Origin of the sequence: Sporosarcina sp. resist (genome assembly GCF_014302295.1) — a bacterium.
In the GTDB taxonomy this organism is placed as follows: Bacteria; Bacillota; Bacilli; order Bacillales_A; family Planococcaceae; genus Sporosarcina; species Sporosarcina psychrophila.
Genome location: NZ_CP060287.1, coordinates 104,269 through 129,014 on the forward strand (window position 1 = coordinate 104,269; position 24,746 = coordinate 129,014).

Consider the following 24,746-nt stretch of genomic DNA (forward strand, 5'->3'; position numbering starts at 1 on the left):
ATCCGCGCCGCCCCGATCATATCTAGCCGACACCCGAGCATAAAACCGTTGACCCGATCATATCCCACTGGCACCTGAGCATATAACCGTCAACCCGATCATATCCCACAGGCACCCGAGCATATAACCGTCAACCCGATCATATCTGCCGGCACCCGAGCATATAACCGTCAAACCAATCATATCCGCCGGCACCCGAGCATATAACCGTCAACCCGATCATATCTCGCCTGCAACCAAGCATATCCCCGCCATCCCAATCATATCCCACCCCAAACCAAGCATAACCCCACCCTTATTCCGGCGATAAACCTCGTTACGAGCACAACCAAATATGTTACACTTTCACTAAAGACGGAAAGTTCACGCAAGGGGGAACGGAACATGTTTGGCATTGATTACGCAAGAAAACTCGACAGAAAAGACAATCTCGCAAAATATAAAGACGAGTTTTATCTACTCGAAAACATCATCTATATGGATGGTAATTCACTCGGATTACTGTCAAAACGAGCGGAGCGAACGCTGCATAATTTACTCGATTCATGGAAAACACTGGGCATCGACGGCTGGACAGAAGGTGATAATCCGTGGTTTTACCTATCGGAGTCGGTCGGAGAAAAGTTGGCGCCACTTGTTGGGGGAACAAAAAGTGAGGTCATTGCAACGGGCTCGACAACGACGAACCTGCATCAGCTTGCCGCGACATTCTACAAACCATCAGGGACTAAAACAAAGATTCTTGCTGATGAACTCAATTTCCCTTCAGACATTTATGCACTAAAAAGCCAGCTAGCACTGAAAGGTTTTAATCCAGATGAACATCTTGTCCAGGTGAAAAGCAGGGATGGTCGATTTTTAAATGAAGACGATATCATCGAAGCAATGACAGAAGACATCGCGCTCATCGTTCTTCCAGCCGTTTTATACAGGAGTGGGCAAATACTCGATATGGAGAAACTTTCGAAAGCTGCGAATGAAAAAAGTATCCCGATTGGCTTTGATTTATGTCATTCGATTGGTGCAGTTGAACACGCCTTGCATGATTGGAGCGCGGATTTCGCTTTCTGGTGTACATATAAGCATTTGAACGGGGGGCCAGGGTCCGTCGCAGGACTGTTCGTCCATGACAAGCATTTCGGCACAATGCCAGGTTTGGCAGGATGGTTCGGTTCGAAAAAGGAATCGCAATTCGATATGGATCATACAATGGATTCGGCACTGGACGTCGCTGCCTATCAAATTGGGACGCCTCACGTACTCAGTTTAGCGCCGGTCATTGGTGCGCTGGAATTGTTTGAAGAAGTAGGCATTAAAAAAGTCCGTGAAAAGTCACTTCAGCTGACGGACTATATGCTGGCGTTAATTCAACAGGAACTGTCTGACCACGACTTCACAATTGGCAACCCAGTAGACGAATCACGTGGGGGCCATATCTTGCTTGAACATGTCGAGGCTGCACGTATTTGTAAAGCGTTGAAAGAAGATGGCGTCATCCCGGACTTCCGTGCGCCAAATGGTGTTCGACTTGCGCCGGTTGCGTTATACAATTCCTTCGAAGACGTCTGGCATACTGTGCAGAAACTAAAACGGATTATGGATGAAAAACGCTATGAAAAATTTGAGAATAAAAGAGGTGTCGTCGCATGACGGGGAAATGGATTGATATTTCACAACCGCTGCAAAATAATATTGCCGAATGGCCTGGTGACACACCATTTTCATATGAAGTTGCCTACTCTAAAGCAGAAACAGGTTCAGTCAATATTGGTAAGTTAACGACAAGTACGCATATGGGGACGCATATCGACGCACCGTTTCACTTCGATGATAACGGATTAAAAGTGCTCGATTTACCAATTGATTTATACATCGGACGGGCGCGTGTACTCGATGTTTCAGGAAAAGAGAGTATTGGAAGGGCTGATCTAGAGGACCTTGATTTCGGTGGAGCAGAACGGATTTTATTGAAAACTGGGAGCCGTCCTGATCCGAATGTATTTCCGGAAAATTTTACGTATTTGCGTGAGGATATCGGTCCTTTATTGAAAGAGAGAGGGGTTCGGCTCATCGGTATTGACGCGCCATCTGTTGACCCTGAAACAAGCAAAACAGTCAGTACCCATCATTCCCTCAATGAAAACGGCGTGATGATTTTAGAAAACATCGTCCTCAGCGCAGTGGAACCGGGCTATTATGAACTGATTGCATTACCGCTTCCGCTAAAAGACGGCGATGGTAGCCCAGTTCGTGCCGTATTGCGATCAATGGCAGGGGGGGCATATCAATCATGACTGAAAAAGGAATTCACACGGATTTTAAAGATAATATGACATATAGCGAGTATTTGAATCTCGATAAATTGCTGTCGAGCCAGCAACGTTTGTCTGGACATCATGATGAGATGCTGTTCATCGTCATTCATCAAGTGAGTGAGTTATGGATGAAACTCATTTTGCATGAGCTCAATACAGCCATCGACTTAATCGAAAAAGATGAATTGCCGGAAGCATTCAAAATGCTGGCACGCGTGTCAAAAACACAGACGCAAATTATCCAGGCGTGGGATGTGCTGTCGACATTGACGCCTGCTGAATATATGGAGTTCCGGGACAGTTTAGGTCGTGCATCTGGCTTTCAATCCTACCAAAACAGGCTTATTGAGTTCGCGCTTGGTTATAAGCAACCGCATATTTTGAAGATTTACGAGAAAGATCCCGAGCTCGCAAGTGATTTAGAGGCCGCATTCCGTTCACCGGGGATTTACGATGTGGCAATACGTGCGCTGTCACGTGCCGGCTTCGCGATAAACCCAGAACTACTCGAACGCGATTTCTCAGTTACATACAAAGGGGATACGACAGTGGCGGATGCGTGGCTAGAAGTATACCGCAATGTCGATGATCACTGGAATTTATATCAGCTGGCGGAGAAGCTTGTCGATATCGAAGACAGCCATCAGCAGTGGCGCTTCCGTCATATGAAAACTGTTGAACGGATTATCGGCTTTAAAATGGGGACGGGCGGTTCGTCAGGTGTGAATTATTTGAAGTCTGTCCTTGATCATCAGTTCTTTCCGGAGTTATGGGATGTTCGGACGAAGTTATAATCAAGCAAAGAATGATGATCAAAAAAATAGCCCTAGAAACTCCGCCAACAAATATAGTTGGCGGAGTTTTAGTATTGTATTTATAACAACTTCAAATCTAATTTTCTTGTTCACTAATTGGAGGCAAGTGTGCCAGCAATAAACCTGTCGAACTGATTGCCCGTCGACAGTAGTTCCCCTCCGCGAACCGCTGTGGTTCATTGCCACAACCTTGAAATATCCAGTAAGCGAACTATGTGCTTGAATTTATGTTTTCCTATCGATGTTTGCGAATGAAATTACCAATCATCGATAGGTGGACTCATTGTTAATTCCATTAATAAGCACCACCATTACTGAGTTGTTATAGTAGCATATTCCGGAAGGACGGGGGTTGTGTGTGCGTTCCAAATTATGGGCAGTCGCCTGCAATCAATGATAGAATTAGCGCATTGGATTTAATAATCGGGGATCATGATTACAGTAGAAATGGGGGAATAAACATGCGTTGGATACTAATTATTATCTTGGCAATTGCGGTAGAGTTATTTGTACGTTTTCTGACGAGAAATATGGAAGATAAGCAGAAGAGGGAAAAATTGCTTGCACGTATTTGGTTTGTGTTCGGTGCAATTTTAATAATAGTTTGGTTAATTAATCGTTTTTATAAGTAACCCGTGTACTAAAACTTAAGAAATTCTTCATGTTTATACTAGGCAATTCTTCATTATTATCATTCATAATTAAGGTAATGAACTCTTATTACTGCAAAGGTGTGGAAAACATGAAGAAATTAATCTTTATACTAGTGATCATTATATTGAGCGTTACAGTTGTGATGAATAACAAAGAAAAAACCTTGGAGACAGTAGATTTAGCAACTGCTGCAAAAGCGATCATTCTTATCGATGCGGATACGGGTAAAGTAATTTACGAAGAAAATAGTGCAGAACCATTACCAATCGCAAGTATGTCCAAATTGATGACGCAGTATCTCGTGCTGAACGCCGTCAACAGCGGTAATTTAGCATGGGAAAACACATACAAGCCAAGTGAGGCGCTACAACAAATTGCAGGACAATCAGCTGCCGTCAAACTAGGAATGACAGCGGGAAACGTTTATACATTGAAAGAATTGTTTACTGCGATGACGGTCAACTCTGCAAATGACGCGGCGATGGCGCTTGCCGAAATGGTTAGCGGAACGGAAGAAGCGTTTGTGGAATTGATGAATAAACAGGCGAAAAGTTTCGGTCTGAAAGAGACGACTTTCTTCAATGCCAGCGGACTTGACGGCGATTATATTGGCAAAGGGTATGAGCAAACGAATCATGCCTCTGCAAGTGATGTGTCAGTAATTGCACAAAAGCTCATTGCCAAGCATCCCGAAGTGCTCGACTATACAAAGTTGCCGAGCTTCAAAACGGGTAATGGCACTACGTTGTGGAGCACCAACTTGATGTTGGCGGGTATGCCTCAAGCATTGGCGGGAATCGACGGATTGAAAACCGGCTTCACAGATCAGGCGGGTTCCTGCTTCGCTAGTACTGGAGTCTTTGATGGCCGACGCATTATTTCAGTTGTCATAGATGTTGCAGCAGAGGGCGGAGATACCGCAACTCCTCGATTTGATTTGACGAGAGAGCTGATTGAACGATTTGTGTTGAATTAATAGATATGTGCTTAAAGTGGAATATAAATTAACTAAATATTTGAACACATATAACCTACGTTCTATAATGAAGGGAATACTAAAACAGGAGGCGCTTAAATGGTCGCACTTGTAAGGGAAGAGCCGGAGAAGTATTCAGGTAGGTTATTAGACGTAAGGAATGATCTTGTGTTTAAAGCAATTTTTGGGAAGGAAAAAAATAAGAGTCTTCTTATTCTTTTGCTGAATGCAATATTGACTGAAGAAGTAGAAGAGATTATGTTCCTAAATTCATACCTCGGGGCAGAATATGTGGACGAGAAATATTCGATTTTGGATATTCGGGTTCGAACAACTGAAAATGTAGAAATTGATATCGAGATGCAATTGGAGTATCATAGCGGTTTTGAAAATCGTATGCTGTTGTATTGGGCAAGAATGTATCTTGGACAATTAAAGTCTGGTGAGGCTTATGAAAAACTTAACAAAACAATTCAAATATCTATTACAAATTTCAAGTTCTTGCAAAATGACCATTTTCATAGTACGTTTCATTTAATGGAAAAAGAAAAGCTTATCAAATTTACAGACCACTTAGAAATTCACGTTTTGGAGCTGCCCAAAGTGCAGATGACTGAAGAATTGACTGATGAAGATCTATTAACCAAGTGGATGTTATTTCTGTCTGGAGATGATAAAACAAAGGAGGAGGTTGCGATGACTGACATGGGAATCGAAAAGGCCTATGATGAATTGCATCGGATTAGTGAAGATGAAGTAATGCGTGAACGTGCAATAGCACGCGATAAATGGCTATCGGACCAAGCGACGAGAAGGGAGCAAGCTAGGAGGGAAGGTAAAGAGGAAGGTGAAAAAGAAACTGTTCTCAGCATGCATGCAGAAGGGTTTTCAGTTGAAATGATTACGAGGGTTATGAAAATGCCCGAAGAAAAAGTACATGCTATCATCAATCAAATACAATGAAAAAAGTGTAGCCTTACCGATACTCTTGGTAGGGCTGTATTTAATTATTAGAGGTATTCATGAAGGGATACGACGAGGAATATGATTCTAAATCACCTCACATGTTATACTGTTCATACAACATTCAAAAAAATGAGGCGATAAAAATGATGGAAAAAACACAAGTAAATGAATGGAAAGAGAAGCTTCCGCTCATCGGACAGATGACAGCACGTGAAGAAGTGCTCTGGCTCAATCCCTTAGTTGAATCAACATCAACTGGTCTTCAAAAAACAGGTGTGACTGCAGAAAACGTCAAAGATGCATCAGACCGTCTGAAACGTTTCGCGCCATATATCGAGCGTGTCTTCCCGGAAACAAAAGTTTCGAACGGTATTATCGAATCACCGATTACTGCTATTCCAAACATGAAAGAAGCGCTTTCCAATCAATACAAAGCAGCTATTTCAGGTGAACTTCTCCTGAAAGAAGACAACGCACTGCCAATTTCAGGTTCAATCAAAGCGCGCGGTGGCATTTACGAAATCTTAAAACATGCCGAAACACTTGCGATTGAGCACGGATTGATCACAATTGCTGACAACTATACTAAATTTGCAGAGCCGGAATTCCACAACCTGTTCTCGAAACATAAAATCGCTGTCGGCTCGACAGGAAACCTGGGCCTAAGCATCGGCATCATGAGCGCCAAGCTCGGTTTCGATGTCACTGTCCATATGTCTGCAGATGCGAAACAATGGAAAAAGGATATGCTGCGTGAAAAAGGCGTCACAGTTGTTGAATACGCCGACGACTACAGTAAAGCTGTTGAAGAAGGGCGTCGCCAAGCGGATGCAGATCCTTCCTGTCATTTTGTTGATGATGAAAACTCACTCGACTTATTTTTAGGCTATGCAGTGGCGGGGGAACGTGTTGCGGCGCAGTTGAAAGCGCGTGGCACAATCGTTAACAAAGACAACCCGTTATTCGTTTATCTGCCTTGCGGAGTCGGTGGCGGTCCTGGTGGTGTAGCATTTGGATTGAAGCTTGCATTCGGCGATGCAGTCAGCTGTTTCTTCGCGGAGCCGACGCATTCCCCGTGCATGATGCTCGGCATGATGACTGGTCTTCACGACAAGATTTCAGTTCAAGACTTCGGTCTAGACAATAAAACCGTTGCAGACGGACTCGCAGTTGGTACAGCATCTGGTTTCGTTGGCAAGACAATGGAACCGTTATTATCCGGCTGTTATACGATTGCGGACGAAACGATGTTCAAGTTATTGAAACTGATCGCAGACACAGAAAATATTCGACTCGAGCCGTCCGCACTCGCGGGGATGACTGGTCCAGTACAAGCTATCCATGGAAATGTGAAGGATGCTAATTCAGCAAAAGCTACCCATCTTGTCTGGGCAACAGGTGGCAGTATGGTGCCTGAAGCAGAGATGAATTCGTATTATGATATGGGCGGGAAATAATCCCGTTATTTCCCGGGAAATCGACATTAAGTTGGGAAATAATTGCGAATAATAAAAAACCTCACACTTGTGTGAGGTTTTTTGTCTTTATTGGGTACCAACTAGCTCATCTTCTCTTTATGTGAAAATGGACATTGTCCTTGAATCGGTTCCACATCATCCCCAATGAAAAACTGTTTCCATTCGTTATGCTCTGGATCTCCGAAATGGCTAATATCCGGATGCTTTGGTAACTGATCCCACACTTCGACGCGTTCACGAACTTTTTCCCGCGACATGACCCCGCCTTTTTCCGTTCCTTTCAATCCCTCGAATATGCGACGAGGCTGAAAACCGAGTACCATTGCATTGCCAAGATTCCGCGTCTTCCGTTGCTTGTAGGCCGGTGCATTGCCAAACACAAAAATCGGCTCGCCATGAAAACGGAAATCCCATAGATGATGAGCAGGATCGTGGGGACTATCGGCAGGCCATTCAATTTCATCCACTCCGTGCAAGTACTGCAACATTTCCCAGAACTGCTGCCGATACTCATCCAAAGAACCTTCTGTTTCAAATGGCTCAACAAACACGAATAATCCATGCCGCTTATGCGCGGGGTTGTCGAAAAGCGCCAAAAACGACTTCAACGTTTCCGGCAAATTGGACCAGTCATTCTGTGTCACATATCCATAGCGTAATTCGCCCTTGAGCTCTCCTCCCATACCGAAATAACAAGGAAACGTCTTATCCGTCACCGTCTCATGGAACGTTTGGTATTCCTTCAACAGCCAATTAGGCAGATCGGTACGCTCTGTAAAATCCTCTTTTGTCAATAAAAACTTATCTTTCAGAATCATTGTTTCCCCTCCATTTATCTCAATCTCTATATATACTCATTCCCCTTAGGCGGGGGACAAAACCATTAAAATGTTTAAATAGAATTTGATGGGGAAGTGTAAAGAAGACAAAAAATAATTGGAGGATCCAGCATGAATTCCCCTATAGAAAATTCAGACACTACAAAATGCAATACAGAGTATGATACGCTACGCCGTGTAATCCTATGCCAGCCTAGGTTTATGGCTATTGAAGAAGTGATTAACGACGTACAGAAAGAATACGAAGATGAAAATATAAATGTTGAATTGGCAATGAAACAACATAAACAATTTGAAGAACTCCTTAAAGAACACGGAGTTGAAGTCATCAAACTGCCATCATCCAAAAAATTCCCGGAACAAGTCTTCACAAGGGATATCGGATTTACTGTAGGAGATGACATTTTTGTCTCCGAAATGGCAAGCGATATTCGTAAAGGGGAAGAAGAAGCACTCGAGGAATGGCTTGAAGACGAGGATATTTCATTCCAAACCACAACTGATCATGTAGAGGGTGGAGACGTCATCGTCGATCGCGGCACATTGTTTGTTGGCATTAGTAGCCGGACATCCATAGAAGCAGCTGAAAAGTTAAAAGATGATCTTCCAGATTACACGATTATTCCTGTTCCTTTCGATGAAAAATACCTGCATCTAGACTGCGTATTTAACATCCTATCACCCGAAGTAGGACTTATTTTTTCGAAAGCATTTGATCCAAGCATTGTCGATATGCTGACAGCAACATACAAGCTCATTGAGGTTTCCGAAGAAGAACAATTCACAATGGGCACCAATGTCTTGTCAATCGGCGAGAAAAAAGTATTCAGCCTTCCTCAAAACAAACAAGTCAATGCACAAATACGTGCGCACGGATTCGAAGTTATTGAAGTCGAATTCGATGAAATCATTAAATCCGGTGGCTCTTTTAGGTGTTGTTCAATGCCTGTCAATAGGGAATAGAACGATTGTGAACCTCGCTGTGAAGTGGGGTTTTTTGATTGTTAGGGAATATAAAGGTATTCCTACATAGCCATTGTCTTAATATCAAAAAGAAAGCACCCATCGAGGGTGCTTTCTTGTGCATCAGCTATCAAGCAAATTCCCTTGTGCCGGAATTGGATGTTCTTTCAGCATTCTAGCAAGATGGATCGTATTATAAGCAAGCAATTCAACATGCTTTTTTGTGAAATCATTTGTTTGACCTGCAGCGATATAAGATGGTCCTGGTCCTGCTTCTCCAACCCAATATGTATCGACATTCGGAGGAATGACAAACCCAATATGCGATAACCCATAAAGAATGGAAGCGGCGGCATGCTTTGCTCCGTCTTCGTTACCTGTTACAACAACACCGCCTACTTTATTATAATAAATGGCTTGTCCTTTATCATTTGTCTCTCCGCTACTTCCATACAATCTTTCAATGGCAAGCGTTGCTATACTACTTTTTTCTCCAAGCCAAAGCGGTGTACCAATAATAAGAATATCGGCTTCTTTGACCTTTTCAAATACTTGTGGCCACTCATCGCCATCTCCCATATCAGGACTCATTCCGTAGGAGATCGCGTAATCTGCCAGTCTAACGACCTCTGCCACGATATTTTCATTGTCATAAATTTGGCAGACCTTCTTCGCAAGTGCCTCCGTATTCGATTCCTCCTCCGAACTTTTCAACGACGCATTCAAAATTAGTGCTTTCAACGGGCGCATCAAAATCCTCCTCTGTAATTTTGTCTTCTACTCTATGAGTACCCTGTAGGGCCAATCAAAAACGTCTTGAAGAAAAATCCATAATAGGCGCGAATGTCCTACCCATTGGGCAAAAAAAGGATCATAAACGCCACAGCTAAGCGGGATTTTAAATTTTGAGCGATGATAAAGATAGTACTTCAAAGTAGCCAATAATAATTGTCTGTCGAACAGGGCGAAACGGTCAGTCGGCTAACTACCTATCATCATATAGTATGGTAGGGGGCAATAAGATCATGGAGAGACATAAAAAGTGTAAAAAAGTAGTAAGAATGATTGATTACAAAAACTATAGCAAAAAGATTGTATGCCAGACACCTATAGAAGTTATCCCAACAAATAACTCTGAATTTAGTATCATACCGACTGTGAAAAGATATTTTTATATTCCCGTAGCTAACATTAATGTGACTAACGGGGTAACTATTCCAGCAAATCTATTTTATAACGATGATGGAAGTCCAACGATTGAATTTATGAATTTCAGCCCAAATGGCTATGCTAATTTATACATCAATGCATTAATGCAAGAAGGTGGAATGTATGAAGTGAGTACGAATAGCCTAACGATTAGCCCGGCTAATGCCATAATTTATGCGCGTACGCCCATTATTGTTGAATTGCTGTCATTTTCGACTAAACTAATTTAGTGAAATTAGTTTAGCTTTTTAGATGGACAGCCCTGTCATCTTATCGAATTCTGCATCTACTATACTAAAGACGAAAGGAGGTGAATTAAATGGCGCTTACCCTTATTAATATTAACGTGAACGTTTCAGGTACTTCGACGAGGTTTTTTAATGTATTGGCAGCACCTTTAGTTGTCGAAGATGGTACTACTGTCGCTGCAACTACTTTTTTGGATGACAGTGGAACGGCTGCAACGGCTTTTCCTGTAGTAACAAATGGCTACTATAATTTTTATTTAAATGGTGTGTTACAAGAGGGCGATTCGTATACAATTTCTGCAACAGAATTGACCTTTAATACTGTCACCGGCAGTATATCTGCTGGAACTCCATTGGTTATAGAAGCAGTAGAGTTAGTAACAGTAACTTAACTGGAACTTTTGGCTATGTGGGACAAGCTGATCGATGGATATGGGTACCAACCTATACCCGATTTAAATTCCTCACAGGAAGAAATTCCAATCCTCAAAAAGTAATTTTCCCCGCGAATCTGCCAATTTCAGCTATCAAAAAGAGAAGATATCCGTGATGGGTATCTTCTCTTTTTCTGCTGTTATTCCACTTTAGAAAACAAATCATTCAGCGCCTCACTCATCGAGGGATGTGTGAAAATGGTATCCCGCAAAAATGTATACGGCAATTTTGCTTCCATTGCAATACGTACTGTATTGATCATCTCACTGGATTCAGCACAAAATAGTGTGCAACCTAAAATCTCTTTGGTGTCTGGATCTACAAGGGTTTTCAATAATCCGTCCGTTTGTTTCACGATACGGGCACGAGGAATCGCAGCTGCTGGAAGTGTGACCACTTTGTAGGCAATCCCTTTTTCTTTAGCCGTTTTTTCATTCAACCCTACCTGCGATAAAACCGGATCAATGAAAACAGAGTAGGGGACGTTACTTCGGGCTTTCCTCGTGTAGTTTCCATCGCCAACTAATTGGTCTTTGATAATCCGGAAATCATCTAGTGAAATATAAGTAAACTGTGGTCCACCATTCACATCACCCAATGCCCAAATGTTTTTAGCGTTTGTTTTCAATGAATCATCAACCACAATTGCCCCTCTATCATTTACTTCTACAGAAGTGTTTTCAAGACCTAATCCTGCAGTGTTTGGCTTTCTGCCTGTAGCCAGTAAAACTGCATTTCCGTAAGCTTCCGCATGATCAGCGTCACCCGTCTTATAAGAAACAACCACACCACCATCAAGATTTTCAATTGACTCGACGCTGCTGTCTACTACAAACGTGATATTTTTTGCCTCCAGCACTTTTTTCACTTCTTCTGCGATATCACGATCATCATTCCGTAAAAACTCAGGTGAATGGTCAATAACCGTCACCTCTGAACCAAAGCTCGCATAAATCGAAGCAAACTCAAGACCAATATAACCTCCACCAATGATGACCAACTTTTCAGGAAGTGTATCTAATTGTTGAAGAGTAGTCGAATTATAAATGAAATCAGCCCCCTCTAATCCCTCAATTGGCGGAGTGATAGGGGAAGAACCTGTGTTAATAAAGAATTTATCCGCTGTTAACTCGAATTGTTCATTGTCAGTTTTCACTTGGATCTTATCATCATCTAAAAAGGAAGCAACTCCTGTAAAGACCGTCACCTTTTCAAGGTCATCTAGCATATGAAAATTCTTATCGCGCAAAAATGAAGTTAAATGATCTTTTTCTTCAATCGCTTCTTTATAAAATTTCATTTTAGGTACTTCTGAGTATTTACGATTATTAGATTGGAAAACGAGTGATTTCGTTGGAATACAAGCAATGTTGATGCACGTTCCACCATACATTTTTGCCGACTTTTCAATCATTGCAACGCGCTGACCCTCTTTAGCCAGCATTGCCGCCAGTGTCTTTCCACCTTTACCAAACCCAATAATGACTGCATCAAATTTCTTCATTGTTCACCCTCCTTGTCTATCTATTACCTTGTTAGTGGAAGTGTAAACAGACGGTTTTTAAGAACTATGAAGAGGATGACTATGGATGTGCTACTAACAACGGTCCATACACTCGTAGCACCATGGTTGTAATGTAGCTTGGTGTGCGGAAACCAGGACTAAATAGGCTAATTAAATCCCCTAATTCATGGGTGCTCTTTTCTAGTATATTAATATGGGGTTGGTAATATATTTCATACCATGTGTTAAAGAAACTTTACTTTAGGAATGAAATATATTACACTCTGTTTATAAGAGGTGATGAAATGACTTTAACTAATGAAAGAAAGATACGAAACAGAATTGTTGTACTAAGGGCCGAAAGAGGCTTATCACAAAGAGAAGTGGCTGATAAATTGGGGGTGAGCAGGCAAACAATTATTTCTCTGGAAAAAAATAGGTACAATCCATCTTTAAAATTAGCATATGACATCTCACTGATGTTTGGGGTAGATTTACACGAAGTTTTTCAATATGAAGTCGAGGAGGAGTAAGAAATTATGGATATTTTATTTGCTGTGTTTAATCTTGTCTATGTAGTAATTTTCTTTATTGCAATATTTATTTCTTTGAAATTTGAATGGGGTGAAGAATACAAAGACGAACGTGGAAAAAGTATTTCGAATAAATCATATAGTATAGTATTTCCACTATTGCCTCTCGGGTGGCTTTTCCTCGAATTGTATAATCGATTCATCAGCACCCTGGATTACGAAGCGTATAAATTGGCAATTTGGTTTTTAGTCACAGGATTATTAATTCTTCAAGCAACTATCCTATCGGTATTAAAAAGAAAGTATTAAGTTAGCTATTCGCTCACACGTAATGTACGTGAAAAACTAAGATTGTAAGAAAGGGAGTTGTTGTGTGAATACTCTTTCGTGGATTGGGATGGTAGGAATCGTGATTCTTACACTCTTGCCATTAGTCAAAAAAGAGAACAGAACAAAAGAGGAGATGCGGAAAGCAATAGTAACGGTAGCAATTGTACTCGGCATCATTATCACCGTATTAGTTTTCGGCGTTAATTACTTACTTGCATTGATAGTCGGTTTCTTTGCAATGATTGTATTCGATAAAAAAACGTATACAAAAAAGCGCTTAATTATCTATGGATCAATTATTTTAGTTATAGGAATCGCGGGCTTCGCCATATTGAGAGACAATCCGGAGTATGTCTTAAACCATCTGAAGGACAATCCACAAACGACCTCCCTGTACCTAGCTGAAAACGGTGTGGCATTAACCAGGTACCAATCGGATGTAGTACGACCGCTGGCAAGTACCGTGAAGATACTGATTGCTGCCGAATACGCTATGCAAATCGATACAGGCCAGCTGAACAAAGACAGTTCCGTACCGGTTGCGGATTTAAACCGCTACTACTTAAAAAACTCGGATGGCGGGGCTCATGAAGAGTGGTTAAAGGCGATGCAAAGTGAAGACAAAATCGAAAATAACGAAGTGACATTGCATGATGTCGCAAAAGGGATGGCCACCTATAGCTCCAACGCCAACACGGACTACCTAATCGACCTGCTCGGAATATCTGCCATCAATGAGCGGGCAAAGGCCCTCGGGCTAACACAGCATGAGGAAGTCTACCCAATTGTCAGCGCAGTCTTAATTCCAAATCAAATAAAAAGTGAATCGATGAACGATAAGCAATTAATCAAAAAACTCGAGTCCATGTCGATGGATGAATATCGTACATTAGCTGAAGAACTGAGTGAACAAATGAAAGAGGGAACAATCCAAACTGGAGATATGAAATATAATTCGTCTAGGGGTGTTCAAAAAGTGTGGTCAGATCGTTTAATTGGTGCATCCGCCAGCGACTACGGGAAGTTACTAACGGTAATTTCGAACGACCAACTTCCGACGACAGCTGCTGAAACCATAAGAGATTTACTTGAATGGCCAATGCAGCTAAACGAGAGCAATCATGACCGCTTTGTCCACCTAGGCGCAAAGGGAGGATCGACCGCATTCATACTGAACGACGCATTGTATGCAGAAAATCACAATGGGGATAAAATCGAAATCGTCTTCCTGATAGACGACCTGAACTTCTGGCAAGGAATGCTCATCAGAAAAAACATGAATTCATTCGAATCGAAGTTACTTGGAAGTGAAGATTTCCGATTGAAAGTTCAAAGGGAACTCATGGGGGTGTAATGAATCTGGAAAAGCCATCGAACATTGAAATGTCGATGGCTTTCACATTCATATTCTCTTGCCTTTATAATGTTCCGAGGGGGACTTTCTAAATGGGCTGCTTGACCTTTACTTGTGAACAGTGCATATTAATTAATATACATTATGAATTATATTATAAGTGTTTTATGTACAATTGTTAAAGATACTTTAATAATTAATACATAATGGTGAGGAGGGAATTATTAATGGATGTGACTGATAAAAGAATTATCGAACTACTCATAGATAATGGACGGCTCTCTTATGTAGATATAGGTAAAGAACTTAACTTGTCACGTGTTGCAGTACGGGAAAGAATTCATAATCTTCAAGAGGATGGTACTATCGAGCGTTTTACAGTTGTAGTGAATAGCGAAAAAGTGGGAAAGGGGGTTTCGGCATTCTTCGAGGTGGACTGTGAACCATCGTCTTTAGTGAGTGTAGCAGAGGCACTCGCTGATATTTCTTCTGTTGCGAGCTGCTATCAAATGACAGGTCCATCAACACTTCATATGCATGTGTTGGTTGATGATTTTACGGATTTGGAAAAGTTTATCAACGAAGAATTATATGCACTAGATGGGATAACGAGAGTAGAGAGTCATATATTACTTCGACGCTTTAAGAGTCGATCCGGTTTGAAATTGTGAATAATTAAGAGTGAAAACCTATCTTTGGATAGGTTTTTTTATTTTGTGAAACGAAGTGTTTGAATGTACTGTCGTTAATGAGAATTCCATTTCAGTACAAATAGTAAGGTTATGGCATCATCTACTTACTATTTGGCGGTATATGATAATCAGGTGATCTGAATGTAGTGTAAATTCTCTATATACTAACTATACGAAATATTATGTTGCTTTAACGGAATATTTGTTTTATACTCGTATCTAACTTGATAACGACATTTGTTAAGTAAAGTTGGTTATTTGGTTAACAAATGATTAGATGTGGGGGGATTTAATGATTGCATTAATTGTACGTAGGGCCTTTGAACTTATATTCCTTCTATTTGGAATTTCTTTTCTCGTTTTTTCTTCAATGCACATCGCACCTGGCGATCCGGCATCGATGATTGGAGGACCTACTGCTACTGAGTCTGATTTGGCTGCAATAAGAACTAATTTAGGTCTCGATGATCCATTTCTAGTGCAATACGGAAGATATGTAAAGGATGCAGTACAGGGTGATTTTGGCTACTCATACCAAACAAAACAGCCGGTATCAGAGGCTATTGCAGTGCGATTTCCAAATACGCTCAAATTAGCTATCGCGAGTATGATAATTGCTGTTATTATCGGCATCTCCGCGGGGCTCATTTCAGCACTACGACACAATTCTTGGCTCGATGTATCGTCGACCACTTTCGCACTCGCGGGAATATCCATTCCGAATTTTTGGCTGGGTGCATTACTTATTCTTGTATTTGCAGTAAATTTTCAAATATTACCAGTAGGGGGTCTATCGAGTCCCTTTTATACATGGCAGGGCATAAAAGAACTAATTTTACCGGCTATAACCCTTGGAACTGGTTCGGCAGCGATGATCGCTCGAATGACACGTTCTTCAATGCTTGAAGTCATACGTGCAGACTATGTGAGGACTGCAAGGGCGAAAGGAGTAAAAGAACGTAATGTAATCTGGATTCACACATTGAAAAATGCAATGATTCCGGTAATAACAGTTATCGGACTGAACTTTGGATTTTTGCTGGGTGGGACAATCATCACAGAGAAGGTATTTGCTATAAATGGTATTGGTCGTCTAATGATTGATGCCATAGCTTCAAGAGATTTTCCGATGGTTCAAGGGTCGGTATTACTCGTCGCAACATTGTTTGTTATTGTGAACTTGATTGTTGACATTATTTATACGTTTATTGATCCGCGAATCAAATACGATTGAAAGGAGAGAAAATAATATGGAGCAATCTGTTAGCGGATTGAAATTAAAAAAGAAAACAGCATACAAGAAAGAGAAAATTTATATTGCCACGTTAAAAAAAGTATTAAAAAATAAATTGGCTGTGGCTGGTTGTATTATTATTCTAGTTCAGATATTGATGGCAATATTTGCGCCGTTTATCGTTATTCACGATCCGGTCAAGCAGAATCTATCTGCAAGCGAACTTCCTATGCTCAGTGAAGGTCATTGGCTTGGAACTGATAATTATGGAAGAGATGTATGGAGTCGTATTGTTTACGGAGCCCGTGTTTCGCTAGTTGTAGGAATAGCTGCGGTGACTTTAGGTCTGATTGGCGGAGTAACGCTAGGTTTGTTAGGCGGTTACTATCGTAAACTTGACGGTGTTATTATGCGAATCGTGGATTTACTGTTCTCATTTCCAGGAATTCTGCTAGCGATGCTTATCATTGCAGTTCTCGGTACAAGTCTTGTGAATGTTGCAATTGCTATCAGTATTTGGTCTATACCGACATGTGCTCGTATTGTTAGGGGATCCGTCTTATCGATTAAAGAAAAAGAATATATTATGGCTATGAAATCAATGGGTGCTTCCGACATTAGAATAATGCTAAAACATATATTGCCTAATGCGTTCGCCCCAATCATTGTTTTTGCCACAATGAGGATGGCCACAGCAATCCTCTCAACCGCTTCACTTAGTTATTTGGGATTGGGGGCTCAACCACCGACGCCTGAATGGGGAGCGATGATTTCGCAGGGGCAAAGTTTTATGTGGACATCTCCACATCTGACGATTATTCCTGGTATTGCAATTATGTTAACTGTATTTGCTTTCAATGTTGTTGGTGATGGTTTAAGAGATGCGTTAGATCCGAACATGGATATTCACTAAAAACTTAGGGGGAAAGAAAATGAAGAAAAACTCACTAATTATAATTATTTTTAGTTTGTTATTGATGCTCGCGGCATGTTCTGAGGGGGAGTCTTCAGAAAAAGAAAAAGGAAATGGTAATAAGGGCGGTGAAAAGTCTATTATTTTTGCAACAACAAGTGATGTCGTTGGACTTTCACCTATATTAATGAATGACTCTGTATCTGCTAATGCTACTGAACATCTATATGAACAACTGTTTAAGTTAAATGGAGATACGATGGAAATTGAACCGCTACTAGCTGAGTCCTATGAAAATCCGGACGAACTCACTTGGACTATCAAGCTTAAAAAGGATATTAGTTTCCATGACGGTACACCATTTAATGCGGAAGCAGTGAAATATACTTTTGAAAAACTGCGTGACCCTGCCACAGCTGCCCCACGTGCTTCGCTTATGGAACCAATTGATACGATTACTGTTATTGATGAACATACTATTGAAATAAAAACGCTTTATCCGTATGGACCATTCCTAGCAACGCTATCCCATACTAACGCGGCTATTGTAAGTCCTACAGCTGATCAAAAACAAGACCTAATGAGAGAACCAGTAGGGACAGGGCCATATAAATTCGTAAGTTGGACGCCTGGCGATCAGGTTGTAATGGCGGCTAATGAAGACTACTGGGGTGGGAAACCCGAAATGGATAAATTCACAATAAAAGTTGTTCCTGAAATTTCTACAGCTATTTCCATGCTACAAGCTGGGGAAGTTCAATTCATCGATAATCTTCCAACAGAGCAAATTGAACGTCTGGAAGGGATGGGAAATATTAATATCGAGAAAAAAGAAGGAACCACAATTTACTATCTTACATTCAACCATGCGAAGGATCGTAACAAAGATCCTGATTTTAGAAAAGCAGTAGCGAGCGCGATTGACCGTGATGCATTTATCTCCAAATTGAATGGACTTGGTGTTCGCAGTGATAGTATCCTTGGGCCAAAAGTTTTCGGATATGATGAATCAGCTGATAAAGCGGGGACTCCATATGATGTGGAGGCAGCTAAAGCACTTGTTGAAAAGAATGGATACGGTAAAGAGCCAATCAAGTTACTGACGGCGAACCGTTCTAACTTCATTCTTATGGCTGAAATCGTACAAGCTCAATTAACGGAAGCAGGTTTCAAAGTTCAAATTGAATCGATGGAGTGGGCAACTTTCCTGGATACAGCAAGAGCGGGAGACTATGATCTGACATTTTTGAGCTGGGCAAACGTAACAGCTGATGGATCTGAAATGTTCTATCCGAACTTCCATAGTGATAACGTTGGTTCTTCTAACCGTTCTCATTACAGTAACGCTGAATTCGATAAGCTTGTGGATGCTTCAAGAAGCACAATTGATCAGGATGAGCGTAAAAATTATTTAGAGCAGGCAAATAAACTAATGCTCGATGAAGACGTAGCCGTCGTTATGAATCATGGATTTGTTACAGCAGCATTAAATAAAGAATACTCTGGTCTGCAACTCGATCCAAATGGAAAATGGTATATCACTGACGTTACTAGAAAGTAGGAGAAATTATGAAGGAGACATTGCTTGAGGTGAAAAATCTAGTCACTGTTTTCCGAACGAAGGAAGGAACACTTCCTGCTGTTCGGGACGTCTCCTTTTCTATTAATAAAGGGGAGACATTGTGTATTGTGGGAGAATCCGGATGCGGGAAAAGTATCACGTCTCTATCGGTAATGGGATTACTTCCTTCTAACGGCAACATATCGTCGGGTGAGATTTTACTGGGTGGTAAACCGATTCATAATCTGCACCCTGAAGAGTTGAGAAAGATACGGGGTAATCAGATGTCGATGATTTTTCAGGAACCAATGACCGCCCTTAACCCAGTACTTACAATTGGCTTTCAACTAACTGAACCACTAATGCTTCATCAAAAATTAACAAAAAAACAGGCGTATGAACAAGGCATTAAGTTACTGGAACAAGTAGGTATGCCATATGCTGAAAAAAGAATTAGGCAGTATCCACATGAACTGAGTGGCGGGATGCGACAACGCGTAATGATTGCTATTGCTCTTTCATGTGGTCCTCAGTTGCTCATTGCGGATGAGCCAACAACCGCACTTGATGTAACGATACAAGCTCAAATTCTTGATCTGATTAAAGAGTTGAAAGAAAAACTCGATATGGGAATCATGATGATTACGCATGACATGGGGGTTGTTGCGGAAGTCGCAGATAAGGTGATGGTCATGTATGCAGGACAGAAAGTAGAAGAAGCGCTTGTAGGAGAAATTTTCGACAATCCGAAACATCCATATACTATCGGCCTTCTCAATTCAGTACCAGATATTGATAATCCGGATTTTGAACTTGAAGCGATTCCGGGAACTTTACCAAGTCTGAGCGAAGAAATATCAGGTTGTCGTTTCCATCCTCGATGTAAATTTGCCATGGATAAATGCCGGATTGAATCCCCGCCTGAATTTAAAGTTTCGAATGGTCATACAGTTAGTTGCTGGTTACAAGAGGAGGTCGGACTTGATGGTAGTGGAAATGAAGTACACAGAACAGAACTCGCCAGAAGTGCTAGTGGAATTGAGGGGAGTGAAAAAATACTTTCCAATTAAGGGGGGAGTACTAAAGCGTGTGCAAGGACAAGTGAAAGCGGTTGAAGACGTTTCACTTCAGTTATATGAAGGTGAAAGTCTCGGTGTAGTAGGAGAATCTGGTTGTGGGAAATCAACATTAGGACGGGCTGTATTAGGTTTAGAAGGCCTCACAGAAGGTAAAGTATTTTTTCGCGGCAATGAAATTCAAGACTTAAAAAGAAGAGAAAGACTAAAGTTTGTTAAAGAAATGCAAATGATTTTTCAAGATCCCTACGCTTCATTGAACCCAAGACAACGTATAGGAAATGCATTGGAAGAGGTATTTACAATGCATACCGATTTATCTCCAAAAGAAAAGCGGGATACAGTAATTCAATTATTACAGGAAGTGGGACTTAAAGAAGAACATTTTGACCGCTACCCACATGAATTTAGTGGCGGCCAACGTCAGCGTATTGGGATTGCTCGTGCAATAGCACTTAACCCATCTTTTATAATATGTGATGAGGCTGTTTCCGCATTGGATGTGTCTGTTCAAGCACAAGTACTTAAACTATTAAAAGTATTGCAGACTAAATATAACTTGTCATACATGTTTATTTCGCATGACCTAGGCGTTGTAAGATACTTTTGCGATCGAGTGCTAGTTATGTATTTAGGGACAACTGTGGAATTAGGCTCTGTAAAATCGTTGTTCGATAACCCCATTCATCCATACACGCAAGCACTACTATCTGCAATCCCTAGGCCATCAGTTCATGCTAAGAGAATTAGGGTGAGGCTAAAAGGTGATTTACCGAATCCGGCAGATCCGCCGACAGGCTGTCCGTTTCATACGCGATGCCCTGTTGCTCAAAGTATTTGTAGTGAAAAGAAACCAGTTTGGGAAGAAGTGGAACCGCAACATTTCGCAGCCTGTCATTTCGCAGGCATAAAAATATAACAGGAAATAGTATAGTTCAGAGGAGGATTTTCATGGATTACTTGTATCATCCGTATCAATCTAAACGTCATACGGTATTTGCTCGAAAAGGTATGGTCGCTACATCACAGCCGCTTGCCGCAAGTGTGGGTTTGGATATTTTGCAAAAAGGAGGCAATGCAATTGATGCAGCAATTGCTACCGCGGCAGCACTTACTGTTGTCGAGCCAACTTCAAATGGCATAGGGGGCGATGCATTCGCACTTGTCTGGGTGAAGGATAAAATGTACGGACTCAATGCATCAGGGCCAGCTCCAGCAACTTTGACGCCGGAAGCGGTGAAGGCGCTTGGTCACGACAAGATGCCTGCATACGGAATGATTCCTATTACGGTGCCGGGTACGCCTGCTGCTTGGGCGGAATTGTCACGTAGGTTTGGCAAGCTCCCTTTAAAGGAAGTGTTGGAACCAGCGATTCGCTATGCCGAAGAAGGTTTTCCTCTCACGCCGATACTTGGTAAGTACTGGGCAATTGCGTATAAAAAGTTTAAAGAACAATGCAGCGGTGATGAATTCAATACCTGGTTCGAAACGTTTGCACCGAATGGACGCGCACCTAAAACGGGTGAGATGTGGTCATCACCAGGTCATGCAAAAACACTACGAGCCATTGCTGAAACAGATGCACGCGATTTTTATGAAGGCGAAATTGCCGATGAAATTGTAGCTTGCATGAAAAAATATGGCGGTTTTATATCGAAAGAAGATCTTGCTACATACAAACCAGAATGGGTTGACCCTATATCCGTGAATTATAAAGGCTATGATGTATGGGAAATCCCCCCGAATGGTCATGGAATGGTAACACTGATGGCGCTAAATATTTACAAGAAACTGAGTAAACCAGAGTGGGAGTCTACTCAAACGATTCACGAACAAATTGAAAGTATGAAACTAGCATTTATAGATGGCAAGGCATTCATTACAGAAGAAGCGGATATGCCAGTCGAGACAGCACACTTGTTATCGGATGAATACGCGGCGAAGCGGGTCTTGCTGATTGAAGATGAAGCGATGGATCCACAACCGTATGAATTGCCGAAGGGTGGTACCGTGTATCTTGCTACGGCAGATGAAGAAGGCAACATGGTCTCCTTCATTCAATCCAACTACATGGGATTTGGTTCAGGTATTGTTGTTCCTGGAACAGGGATTGCACTTCAAAATCGAGGACATGATTTTTCGCTCGACAAAAACCACCCGAACGTCCTTAGACCAGGTAAACGATCATATAACACAATTATTCCTGGCTTCCTCACAAAAGGCGGAAAAGCGGTTGGTCCATTTGGGGTAATGGGAGGCTATATGCAACCGCAAGGCCATTTTCAAGTAGTCATAAATACAATCGATTTCCTGCTAAATCCACAGGCAGCGCTTGACGTGCCAAGGTGGCAGTGGACGGAAGCAAGAAAAGTACTGGTAGAGCCGGAGTTCCCGAACTATCTGGTGCAGGCGCTTATTAGAAAAGGCCATGAAGTGACAATTTCACCGGATGGCGGAGGTTTCGGACGCGGGCAAATTATATGGCGAAATCCAGAAACGGGTGTGCTTCAGGGCGGAACTGAATCTCGCACAGACGGAGCACTTGCAGTTTGGTGAAAGGTATACAGACTTCCCCGAGTGAGGAGAAATTACCTGTTCAGGGGAGGTGGGGGTTGCAAAAAGATTTGTTCATCGCCTTTTGCAGAGTAGGCTTATTGGGCTTCGGCGGAGGACCTTCTGCAATTCCGCTGTTCCATCAAGAAGTCGTACGCAAATACAAATGGATGGATGAAGACGAATTCAGTGATACACTCGCGCTTGCAAATGCGATGCCTGGACCGATTGCAACAAAATTGGCAGGGTATATTGGCTACAAAGTGGGGGGGAAGTTGGGCTGTCTCAATGCCATACTTGCCTCTGTAATACCGACGTCCTTAATGATGATCATGTTAATTGGCATCTTACAGGCATACAAAGATATTCCATGGGTTAAAAACATGTCCGCTTCCGTTGTGCCAGTCGTGGCGGTTATGCTAGGCATACTAGCCTGGGATTTTATCAAAAAATCCGGCGATACTCTTGGTTGGAAGAAGGCACTGACGATGATGGTCACCGCGGGGATTTTAATGGAAGTATTGAATGTACATCCTGCATTTATTATACTAATCGTCCTTGTTTTCATCTTCCTTCCAATTAAAAGTAGGAGGGTGAAAGTATGATTTATGTGCAACTGTTTCTCGCGTTTTTCATATCCGGAATGCTAGGGTACGGGGGCGGACCAGCTACAATTCCTCTCGTGGAGAATGAAGTAGTTGGTACATACGGATGGATGGACACCCAAGAATTCAGTGAGGTTGTCGCTATCGGGAATTCCTTACCAGGACCAATTGCGACAAAAATGGCTGCATCCATCGGCTATTCAGAAGGTGGGATTCTCGGAGCATTTGTCGCCTTATTTGCGTCCGTTGCACCCTCTCTGTTTCTAATGATTGGATTAATGGCGATCCTCATGAAATACAAGGACCATCCCAAAGTGAAAAGTATAACGAAACTTATCAGGCCAATCATTGCCATCCTCTTGTTGTTCATGACTGTCCAGTTTGTGCAAACATCTGTCGGAGGTATTGGGTTTCTATTCACCGGCGTTATCGCCCTGGCAAGTTTTCTAATGCTTCAAAAGTGGAATTGGCATCCGGCATTCGTTATAATGCTAGCGCTAAGTTTTGGGGCATTGACTGGGATTGACTGGTGAACCTTACACTGCAAAAGCGGTTTTTTTAATGTCTCAAGCCCCCTGCTAATAACAAACCTTGATAAGCTAGAATTTATGGGAAACCGTATTTAAAAACGCCATTGCAGATATTAAATCTGGCAATGGCGTTTTCCTATTTGCAATGGAGTACCGATACTCACTAGAAGGTGCGCAACTCTGTACAATTTATGAATTAGTCTAAGAGCACTTCGGATTTATCTGTACAACAAGTTACGAGTTAAACATCATACTCCCCGCTCAGGATCTTCGCATGAAAGGCCTAAAGGATGATGAGTGTTTATTTTCAAAATGTGGAATACTGGTGCCAGAAGGATTTTGCTTTGAATCGGTTACAACATCGAATGAATATTTAACGGTTCATGACAACGGGAATATTGTGATTGTAGGAGAAATATAGTATGCAAGGGGTCTTGAAGAATTGAAGGTCTCAGATAAATTAATAATTCACATGGCAACTATATGGTATGATTTGTTTATATTAACAGATAATTATTTCTGGCATGAAAAATAGAATAAGAATAGGTGATTACAATTAAAAAAATAGTACATGTTGTTGGAGCAATTATAGAAAATGAAACTGGTAAAATCCTTTGTGCACTACGAGGACCTGAAATGACCTTGCCGAATTTTTGGGAGTTTCCAGGCGGTAAGATTGAAGAAGGCGAAACAAAAGAAGAGGCCTTAAAGCGAGAAGTTCAAGAAGAGCTGGGCTGTACCATTGAAGTGTTTGATCAAATTGAAGATACAACATATGAATATGAAAAATTTATCGTGAGGCTTGAGACATTTATGTCGAAAGTTATTTCTGGAACACCAATGCTTTCGGAACATGCGGAAATAAGATGGGTTTCGAGAGAAGAGTTACCATCATTGAACTGGGCGCCTGCTGATATTCCAGCAATTGAAAAGTTAACGAATCTAATCCGGAAGAAATAAAAT

Annotated in this window: 26 protein-coding genes; 23 read left to right on the forward strand and 3 right to left on the reverse strand. The window is 41.6% G+C overall.

Annotated elements, in window-relative coordinates:
• Nucleotides 1-384: 384 nt before the first annotated feature.
• The 7 genes from kynU to H7992_RS00540 all read left to right on the forward strand — a co-directional run bounded on the left by kynU (nucleotide 385) and on the right by H7992_RS00540 (nucleotide 7,183).
• Entirely contained in the window at nucleotides 385-1,650 is a 1,266-nt protein-coding gene (gene kynU, locus H7992_RS00510) for a kynureninase (RefSeq protein WP_187046358.1), read from the forward strand.
• Nucleotides 1,647-2,294, forward strand: a complete 648-nt coding sequence (gene kynB, locus H7992_RS00515) for an arylformamidase (RefSeq protein ID WP_187046359.1) — start codon at nucleotides 1,647-1,649, stop codon at nucleotides 2,292-2,294. The genes kynU and kynB overlap by 4 nt, the downstream gene beginning before the upstream one ends.
• Nucleotides 2,291-3,109, forward strand: a complete 819-nt coding sequence (gene kynA / locus H7992_RS00520; RefSeq protein WP_187046360.1) for a tryptophan 2,3-dioxygenase — start codon at nucleotides 2,291-2,293, stop codon at nucleotides 3,107-3,109. Before kynB ends, kynA begins: the two co-directional genes overlap by 4 nt.
• Nucleotides 3,110-3,591: 482 nt before the next feature.
• Nucleotides 3,592-3,762, forward strand: coding sequence for a hypothetical protein (locus H7992_RS00525; protein WP_156475935.1), 171 nt, complete (start codon nucleotides 3,592-3,594; stop codon nucleotides 3,760-3,762).
• Between the two features lie 110 nt (nucleotides 3,763-3,872).
• A complete protein-coding gene (locus tag H7992_RS00530; RefSeq protein ID WP_187046361.1) occupies nucleotides 3,873-4,760 on the forward strand; it encodes a D-alanyl-D-alanine carboxypeptidase family protein in 888 nt (295 codons plus the stop codon).
• A gap of 99 nt (nucleotides 4,761-4,859) precedes the next feature.
• Nucleotides 4,860-5,723: an Rpn family recombination-promoting nuclease/putative transposase gene (locus H7992_RS00535; protein ID WP_187046362.1), complete on the forward strand. Its 864-nt coding sequence runs from the start codon at nucleotides 4,860-4,862 to the stop codon at nucleotides 5,721-5,723.
• Between the two features lie 149 nt (nucleotides 5,724-5,872).
• The gene (locus H7992_RS00540; protein WP_370569989.1) at nucleotides 5,873-7,183 is read left to right on the forward strand and encodes a D-serine ammonia-lyase; all 1,311 of its coding nucleotides are present in this window, start codon (nucleotides 5,873-5,875) and stop codon (nucleotides 7,181-7,183) included.
• Nucleotides 7,184-7,284: 101 nt separating this feature from the next.
• Here the strand turns inward: H7992_RS00540 and H7992_RS00545 are convergent, their stop codons facing one another.
• Complete coding sequence (locus H7992_RS00545) at nucleotides 7,285-8,022, reverse strand: YqcI/YcgG family protein (protein WP_187046364.1); 738 nt, start codon at nucleotides 8,020-8,022, stop codon at nucleotides 7,285-7,287.
• A gap of 132 nt (nucleotides 8,023-8,154) precedes the next feature.
• Here H7992_RS00545 and H7992_RS00550 point away from each other — a divergent pair, with 132 nt between their 5' ends.
• On the forward strand, nucleotides 8,155-9,006 hold the full coding sequence (locus H7992_RS00550) for a dimethylarginine dimethylaminohydrolase family protein (protein ID WP_187046365.1): 852 nt from the start codon (nucleotides 8,155-8,157) through the stop codon (nucleotides 9,004-9,006).
• Between the two features lie 123 nt (nucleotides 9,007-9,129).
• On the opposite strand, the gene H7992_RS00555 is transcribed toward H7992_RS00550, so the two are convergent.
• Complete coding sequence (locus tag H7992_RS00555; RefSeq protein WP_067204408.1) at nucleotides 9,130-9,756, reverse strand: flavodoxin family protein; 627 nt, start codon at nucleotides 9,754-9,756, stop codon at nucleotides 9,130-9,132.
• 275 nt (nucleotides 9,757-10,031) lie between these two features.
• On the opposite strand from H7992_RS00555, the gene H7992_RS00560 reads away from it, so the two are divergent.
• On the forward strand, nucleotides 10,032-10,445 hold the full coding sequence (locus H7992_RS00560) for a DUF4183 domain-containing protein (RefSeq protein WP_187046366.1): 414 nt from the start codon (nucleotides 10,032-10,034) through the stop codon (nucleotides 10,443-10,445).
• Between the two features lie 89 nt (nucleotides 10,446-10,534).
• On the forward strand, nucleotides 10,535-10,855 hold the full coding sequence (locus H7992_RS00565) for a DUF4183 domain-containing protein (RefSeq protein WP_067204413.1): 321 nt from the start codon (nucleotides 10,535-10,537) through the stop codon (nucleotides 10,853-10,855).
• A gap of 182 nt (nucleotides 10,856-11,037) precedes the next feature.
• On the opposite strand, the gene H7992_RS00570 is transcribed toward H7992_RS00565, so the two are convergent.
• Nucleotides 11,038-12,402 carry an FAD-dependent oxidoreductase gene (locus H7992_RS00570; RefSeq protein WP_187046367.1) on the reverse strand — a complete coding sequence of 455 codons (1,365 nt, stop codon included), beginning with the start codon at nucleotides 12,400-12,402 and terminating at the stop codon, nucleotides 11,038-11,040.
• A 305-nt stretch (nucleotides 12,403-12,707) separates the two neighbouring features.
• Between H7992_RS00570 and H7992_RS00575 the strand changes: the two genes are divergently transcribed.
• The 13 genes from H7992_RS00575 to H7992_RS00635 all read left to right on the forward strand — a co-directional run bounded on the left by H7992_RS00575 (nucleotide 12,708) and on the right by H7992_RS00635 (nucleotide 24,743).
• The gene (locus tag H7992_RS00575) at nucleotides 12,708-12,935 is read left to right on the forward strand and encodes a helix-turn-helix transcriptional regulator (RefSeq protein WP_149581802.1); all 228 of its coding nucleotides are present in this window, start codon (nucleotides 12,708-12,710) and stop codon (nucleotides 12,933-12,935) included.
• A 6-nt stretch (nucleotides 12,936-12,941) separates the two neighbouring features.
• Nucleotides 12,942-13,244: a hypothetical protein gene (locus tag H7992_RS00580; protein WP_187046368.1), complete on the forward strand. Its 303-nt coding sequence runs from the start codon at nucleotides 12,942-12,944 to the stop codon at nucleotides 13,242-13,244.
• A gap of 64 nt (nucleotides 13,245-13,308) precedes the next feature.
• A complete protein-coding gene (locus H7992_RS00585) occupies nucleotides 13,309-14,619 on the forward strand; it encodes a serine hydrolase (protein WP_187046369.1) in 1,311 nt (436 codons plus the stop codon).
• Between the two features lie 227 nt (nucleotides 14,620-14,846).
• Nucleotides 14,847-15,290, forward strand: coding sequence for an Lrp/AsnC family transcriptional regulator (locus H7992_RS00590; protein WP_231885753.1), 444 nt, complete (start codon nucleotides 14,847-14,849; stop codon nucleotides 15,288-15,290).
• Nucleotides 15,291-15,603: 313 nt separating this feature from the next.
• Nucleotides 15,604-16,545, forward strand: a complete 942-nt coding sequence (gene nikB / locus H7992_RS00595; protein ID WP_187046370.1) for a nickel ABC transporter permease — start codon at nucleotides 15,604-15,606, stop codon at nucleotides 16,543-16,545.
• A 16-nt stretch (nucleotides 16,546-16,561) separates the two neighbouring features.
• On the forward strand, nucleotides 16,562-17,458 hold the full coding sequence (locus H7992_RS00600; RefSeq protein ID WP_187046371.1) for an ABC transporter permease: 897 nt from the start codon (nucleotides 16,562-16,564) through the stop codon (nucleotides 17,456-17,458).
• Between the two features lie 19 nt (nucleotides 17,459-17,477).
• Entirely contained in the window at nucleotides 17,478-19,019 is a 1,542-nt protein-coding gene (locus tag H7992_RS00605) for an ABC transporter substrate-binding protein (RefSeq protein WP_187046372.1), read from the forward strand.
• Between the two features lie 8 nt (nucleotides 19,020-19,027).
• Nucleotides 19,028-20,089 (forward strand): ABC transporter ATP-binding protein, encoded by a 1,062-nt coding sequence (locus H7992_RS00610; RefSeq protein ID WP_187046373.1) that lies wholly within the window; start codon nucleotides 19,028-19,030, stop codon nucleotides 20,087-20,089.
• A complete protein-coding gene (locus tag H7992_RS00615; RefSeq protein ID WP_370569940.1) occupies nucleotides 20,004-21,014 on the forward strand; it encodes an ABC transporter ATP-binding protein in 1,011 nt (336 codons plus the stop codon). The genes H7992_RS00610 and H7992_RS00615 overlap by 86 nt, the downstream gene beginning before the upstream one ends.
• A 32-nt stretch (nucleotides 21,015-21,046) precedes the next feature.
• On the forward strand, nucleotides 21,047-22,651 hold the full coding sequence (locus H7992_RS00620; protein ID WP_187046374.1) for a gamma-glutamyltransferase family protein: 1,605 nt from the start codon (nucleotides 21,047-21,049) through the stop codon (nucleotides 22,649-22,651).
• A 56-nt stretch (nucleotides 22,652-22,707) separates the two neighbouring features.
• Complete coding sequence (locus H7992_RS00625) at nucleotides 22,708-23,253, forward strand: chromate transporter (RefSeq protein ID WP_067213793.1); 546 nt, start codon at nucleotides 22,708-22,710, stop codon at nucleotides 23,251-23,253.
• Nucleotides 23,250-23,786: a chromate transporter gene (locus H7992_RS00630; protein WP_187046375.1), complete on the forward strand. Its 537-nt coding sequence runs from the start codon at nucleotides 23,250-23,252 to the stop codon at nucleotides 23,784-23,786. Before H7992_RS00625 ends, H7992_RS00630 begins: the two co-directional genes overlap by 4 nt.
• A gap of 552 nt (nucleotides 23,787-24,338) precedes the next feature.
• The gene (locus tag H7992_RS00635) at nucleotides 24,339-24,743 is read left to right on the forward strand and encodes a (deoxy)nucleoside triphosphate pyrophosphohydrolase (RefSeq protein ID WP_187047747.1); all 405 of its coding nucleotides are present in this window, start codon (nucleotides 24,339-24,341) and stop codon (nucleotides 24,741-24,743) included.
• Nucleotides 24,744-24,746: the final 3 nt, after the last annotated feature.

Coding starts and splice junctions, on each gene's coding strand:
- kynU (WP_187046358.1), top strand. CDS start 385: ATGTTTGGCATTGATTACGCAAGAAAACTCGACAGAAAAGACAATCTC.
- kynB (WP_187046359.1), top strand. CDS start 1,647: ATGACGGGGAAATGGATTGATATTTCACAACCGCTGCAAAATAATATT.
- kynA (WP_187046360.1), top strand. CDS start 2,291: ATGACTGAAAAAGGAATTCACACGGATTTTAAAGATAATATGACATAT.
- H7992_RS00525 (WP_156475935.1), top strand. CDS start 3,592: ATGCGTTGGATACTAATTATTATCTTGGCAATTGCGGTAGAGTTATTT.
- H7992_RS00530 (WP_187046361.1), top strand. CDS start 3,873: ATGAAGAAATTAATCTTTATACTAGTGATCATTATATTGAGCGTTACA.
- H7992_RS00535 (WP_187046362.1), top strand. CDS start 4,860: ATGGTCGCACTTGTAAGGGAAGAGCCGGAGAAGTATTCAGGTAGGTTA.
- H7992_RS00540 (WP_370569989.1), top strand. CDS start 5,873: ATGGAAAAAACACAAGTAAATGAATGGAAAGAGAAGCTTCCGCTCATC.
- H7992_RS00545 (WP_187046364.1), bottom strand. CDS start 8,022: ATGATTCTGAAAGATAAGTTTTTATTGACAAAAGAGGATTTTACAGAG.
- H7992_RS00550 (WP_187046365.1), top strand. CDS start 8,155: ATGAATTCCCCTATAGAAAATTCAGACACTACAAAATGCAATACAGAG.
- H7992_RS00555 (WP_067204408.1), bottom strand. CDS start 9,756: ATGCGCCCGTTGAAAGCACTAATTTTGAATGCGTCGTTGAAAAGTTCG.
- H7992_RS00560 (WP_187046366.1), top strand. CDS start 10,032: ATGGAGAGACATAAAAAGTGTAAAAAAGTAGTAAGAATGATTGATTAC.
- H7992_RS00565 (WP_067204413.1), top strand. CDS start 10,535: ATGGCGCTTACCCTTATTAATATTAACGTGAACGTTTCAGGTACTTCG.
- H7992_RS00570 (WP_187046367.1), bottom strand. CDS start 12,402: ATGAAGAAATTTGATGCAGTCATTATTGGGTTTGGTAAAGGTGGAAAG.
- H7992_RS00575 (WP_149581802.1), top strand. CDS start 12,708: ATGACTTTAACTAATGAAAGAAAGATACGAAACAGAATTGTTGTACTA.
- H7992_RS00580 (WP_187046368.1), top strand. CDS start 12,942: ATGGATATTTTATTTGCTGTGTTTAATCTTGTCTATGTAGTAATTTTC.
- H7992_RS00590 (WP_231885753.1), top strand. CDS start 14,847: ATGGATGTGACTGATAAAAGAATTATCGAACTACTCATAGATAATGGA.
- nikB (WP_187046370.1), top strand. CDS start 15,604: ATGATTGCATTAATTGTACGTAGGGCCTTTGAACTTATATTCCTTCTA.
- H7992_RS00600 (WP_187046371.1), top strand. CDS start 16,562: ATGGAGCAATCTGTTAGCGGATTGAAATTAAAAAAGAAAACAGCATAC.
- H7992_RS00605 (WP_187046372.1), top strand. CDS start 17,478: ATGAAGAAAAACTCACTAATTATAATTATTTTTAGTTTGTTATTGATG.
- H7992_RS00610 (WP_187046373.1), top strand. CDS start 19,028: ATGAAGGAGACATTGCTTGAGGTGAAAAATCTAGTCACTGTTTTCCGA.
- H7992_RS00615 (WP_370569940.1), top strand. CDS start 20,004: ATGGTAGTGGAAATGAAGTACACAGAACAGAACTCGCCAGAAGTGCTA.
- H7992_RS00620 (WP_187046374.1), top strand. CDS start 21,047: ATGGATTACTTGTATCATCCGTATCAATCTAAACGTCATACGGTATTT.
- H7992_RS00630 (WP_187046375.1), top strand. CDS start 23,250: ATGATTTATGTGCAACTGTTTCTCGCGTTTTTCATATCCGGAATGCTA.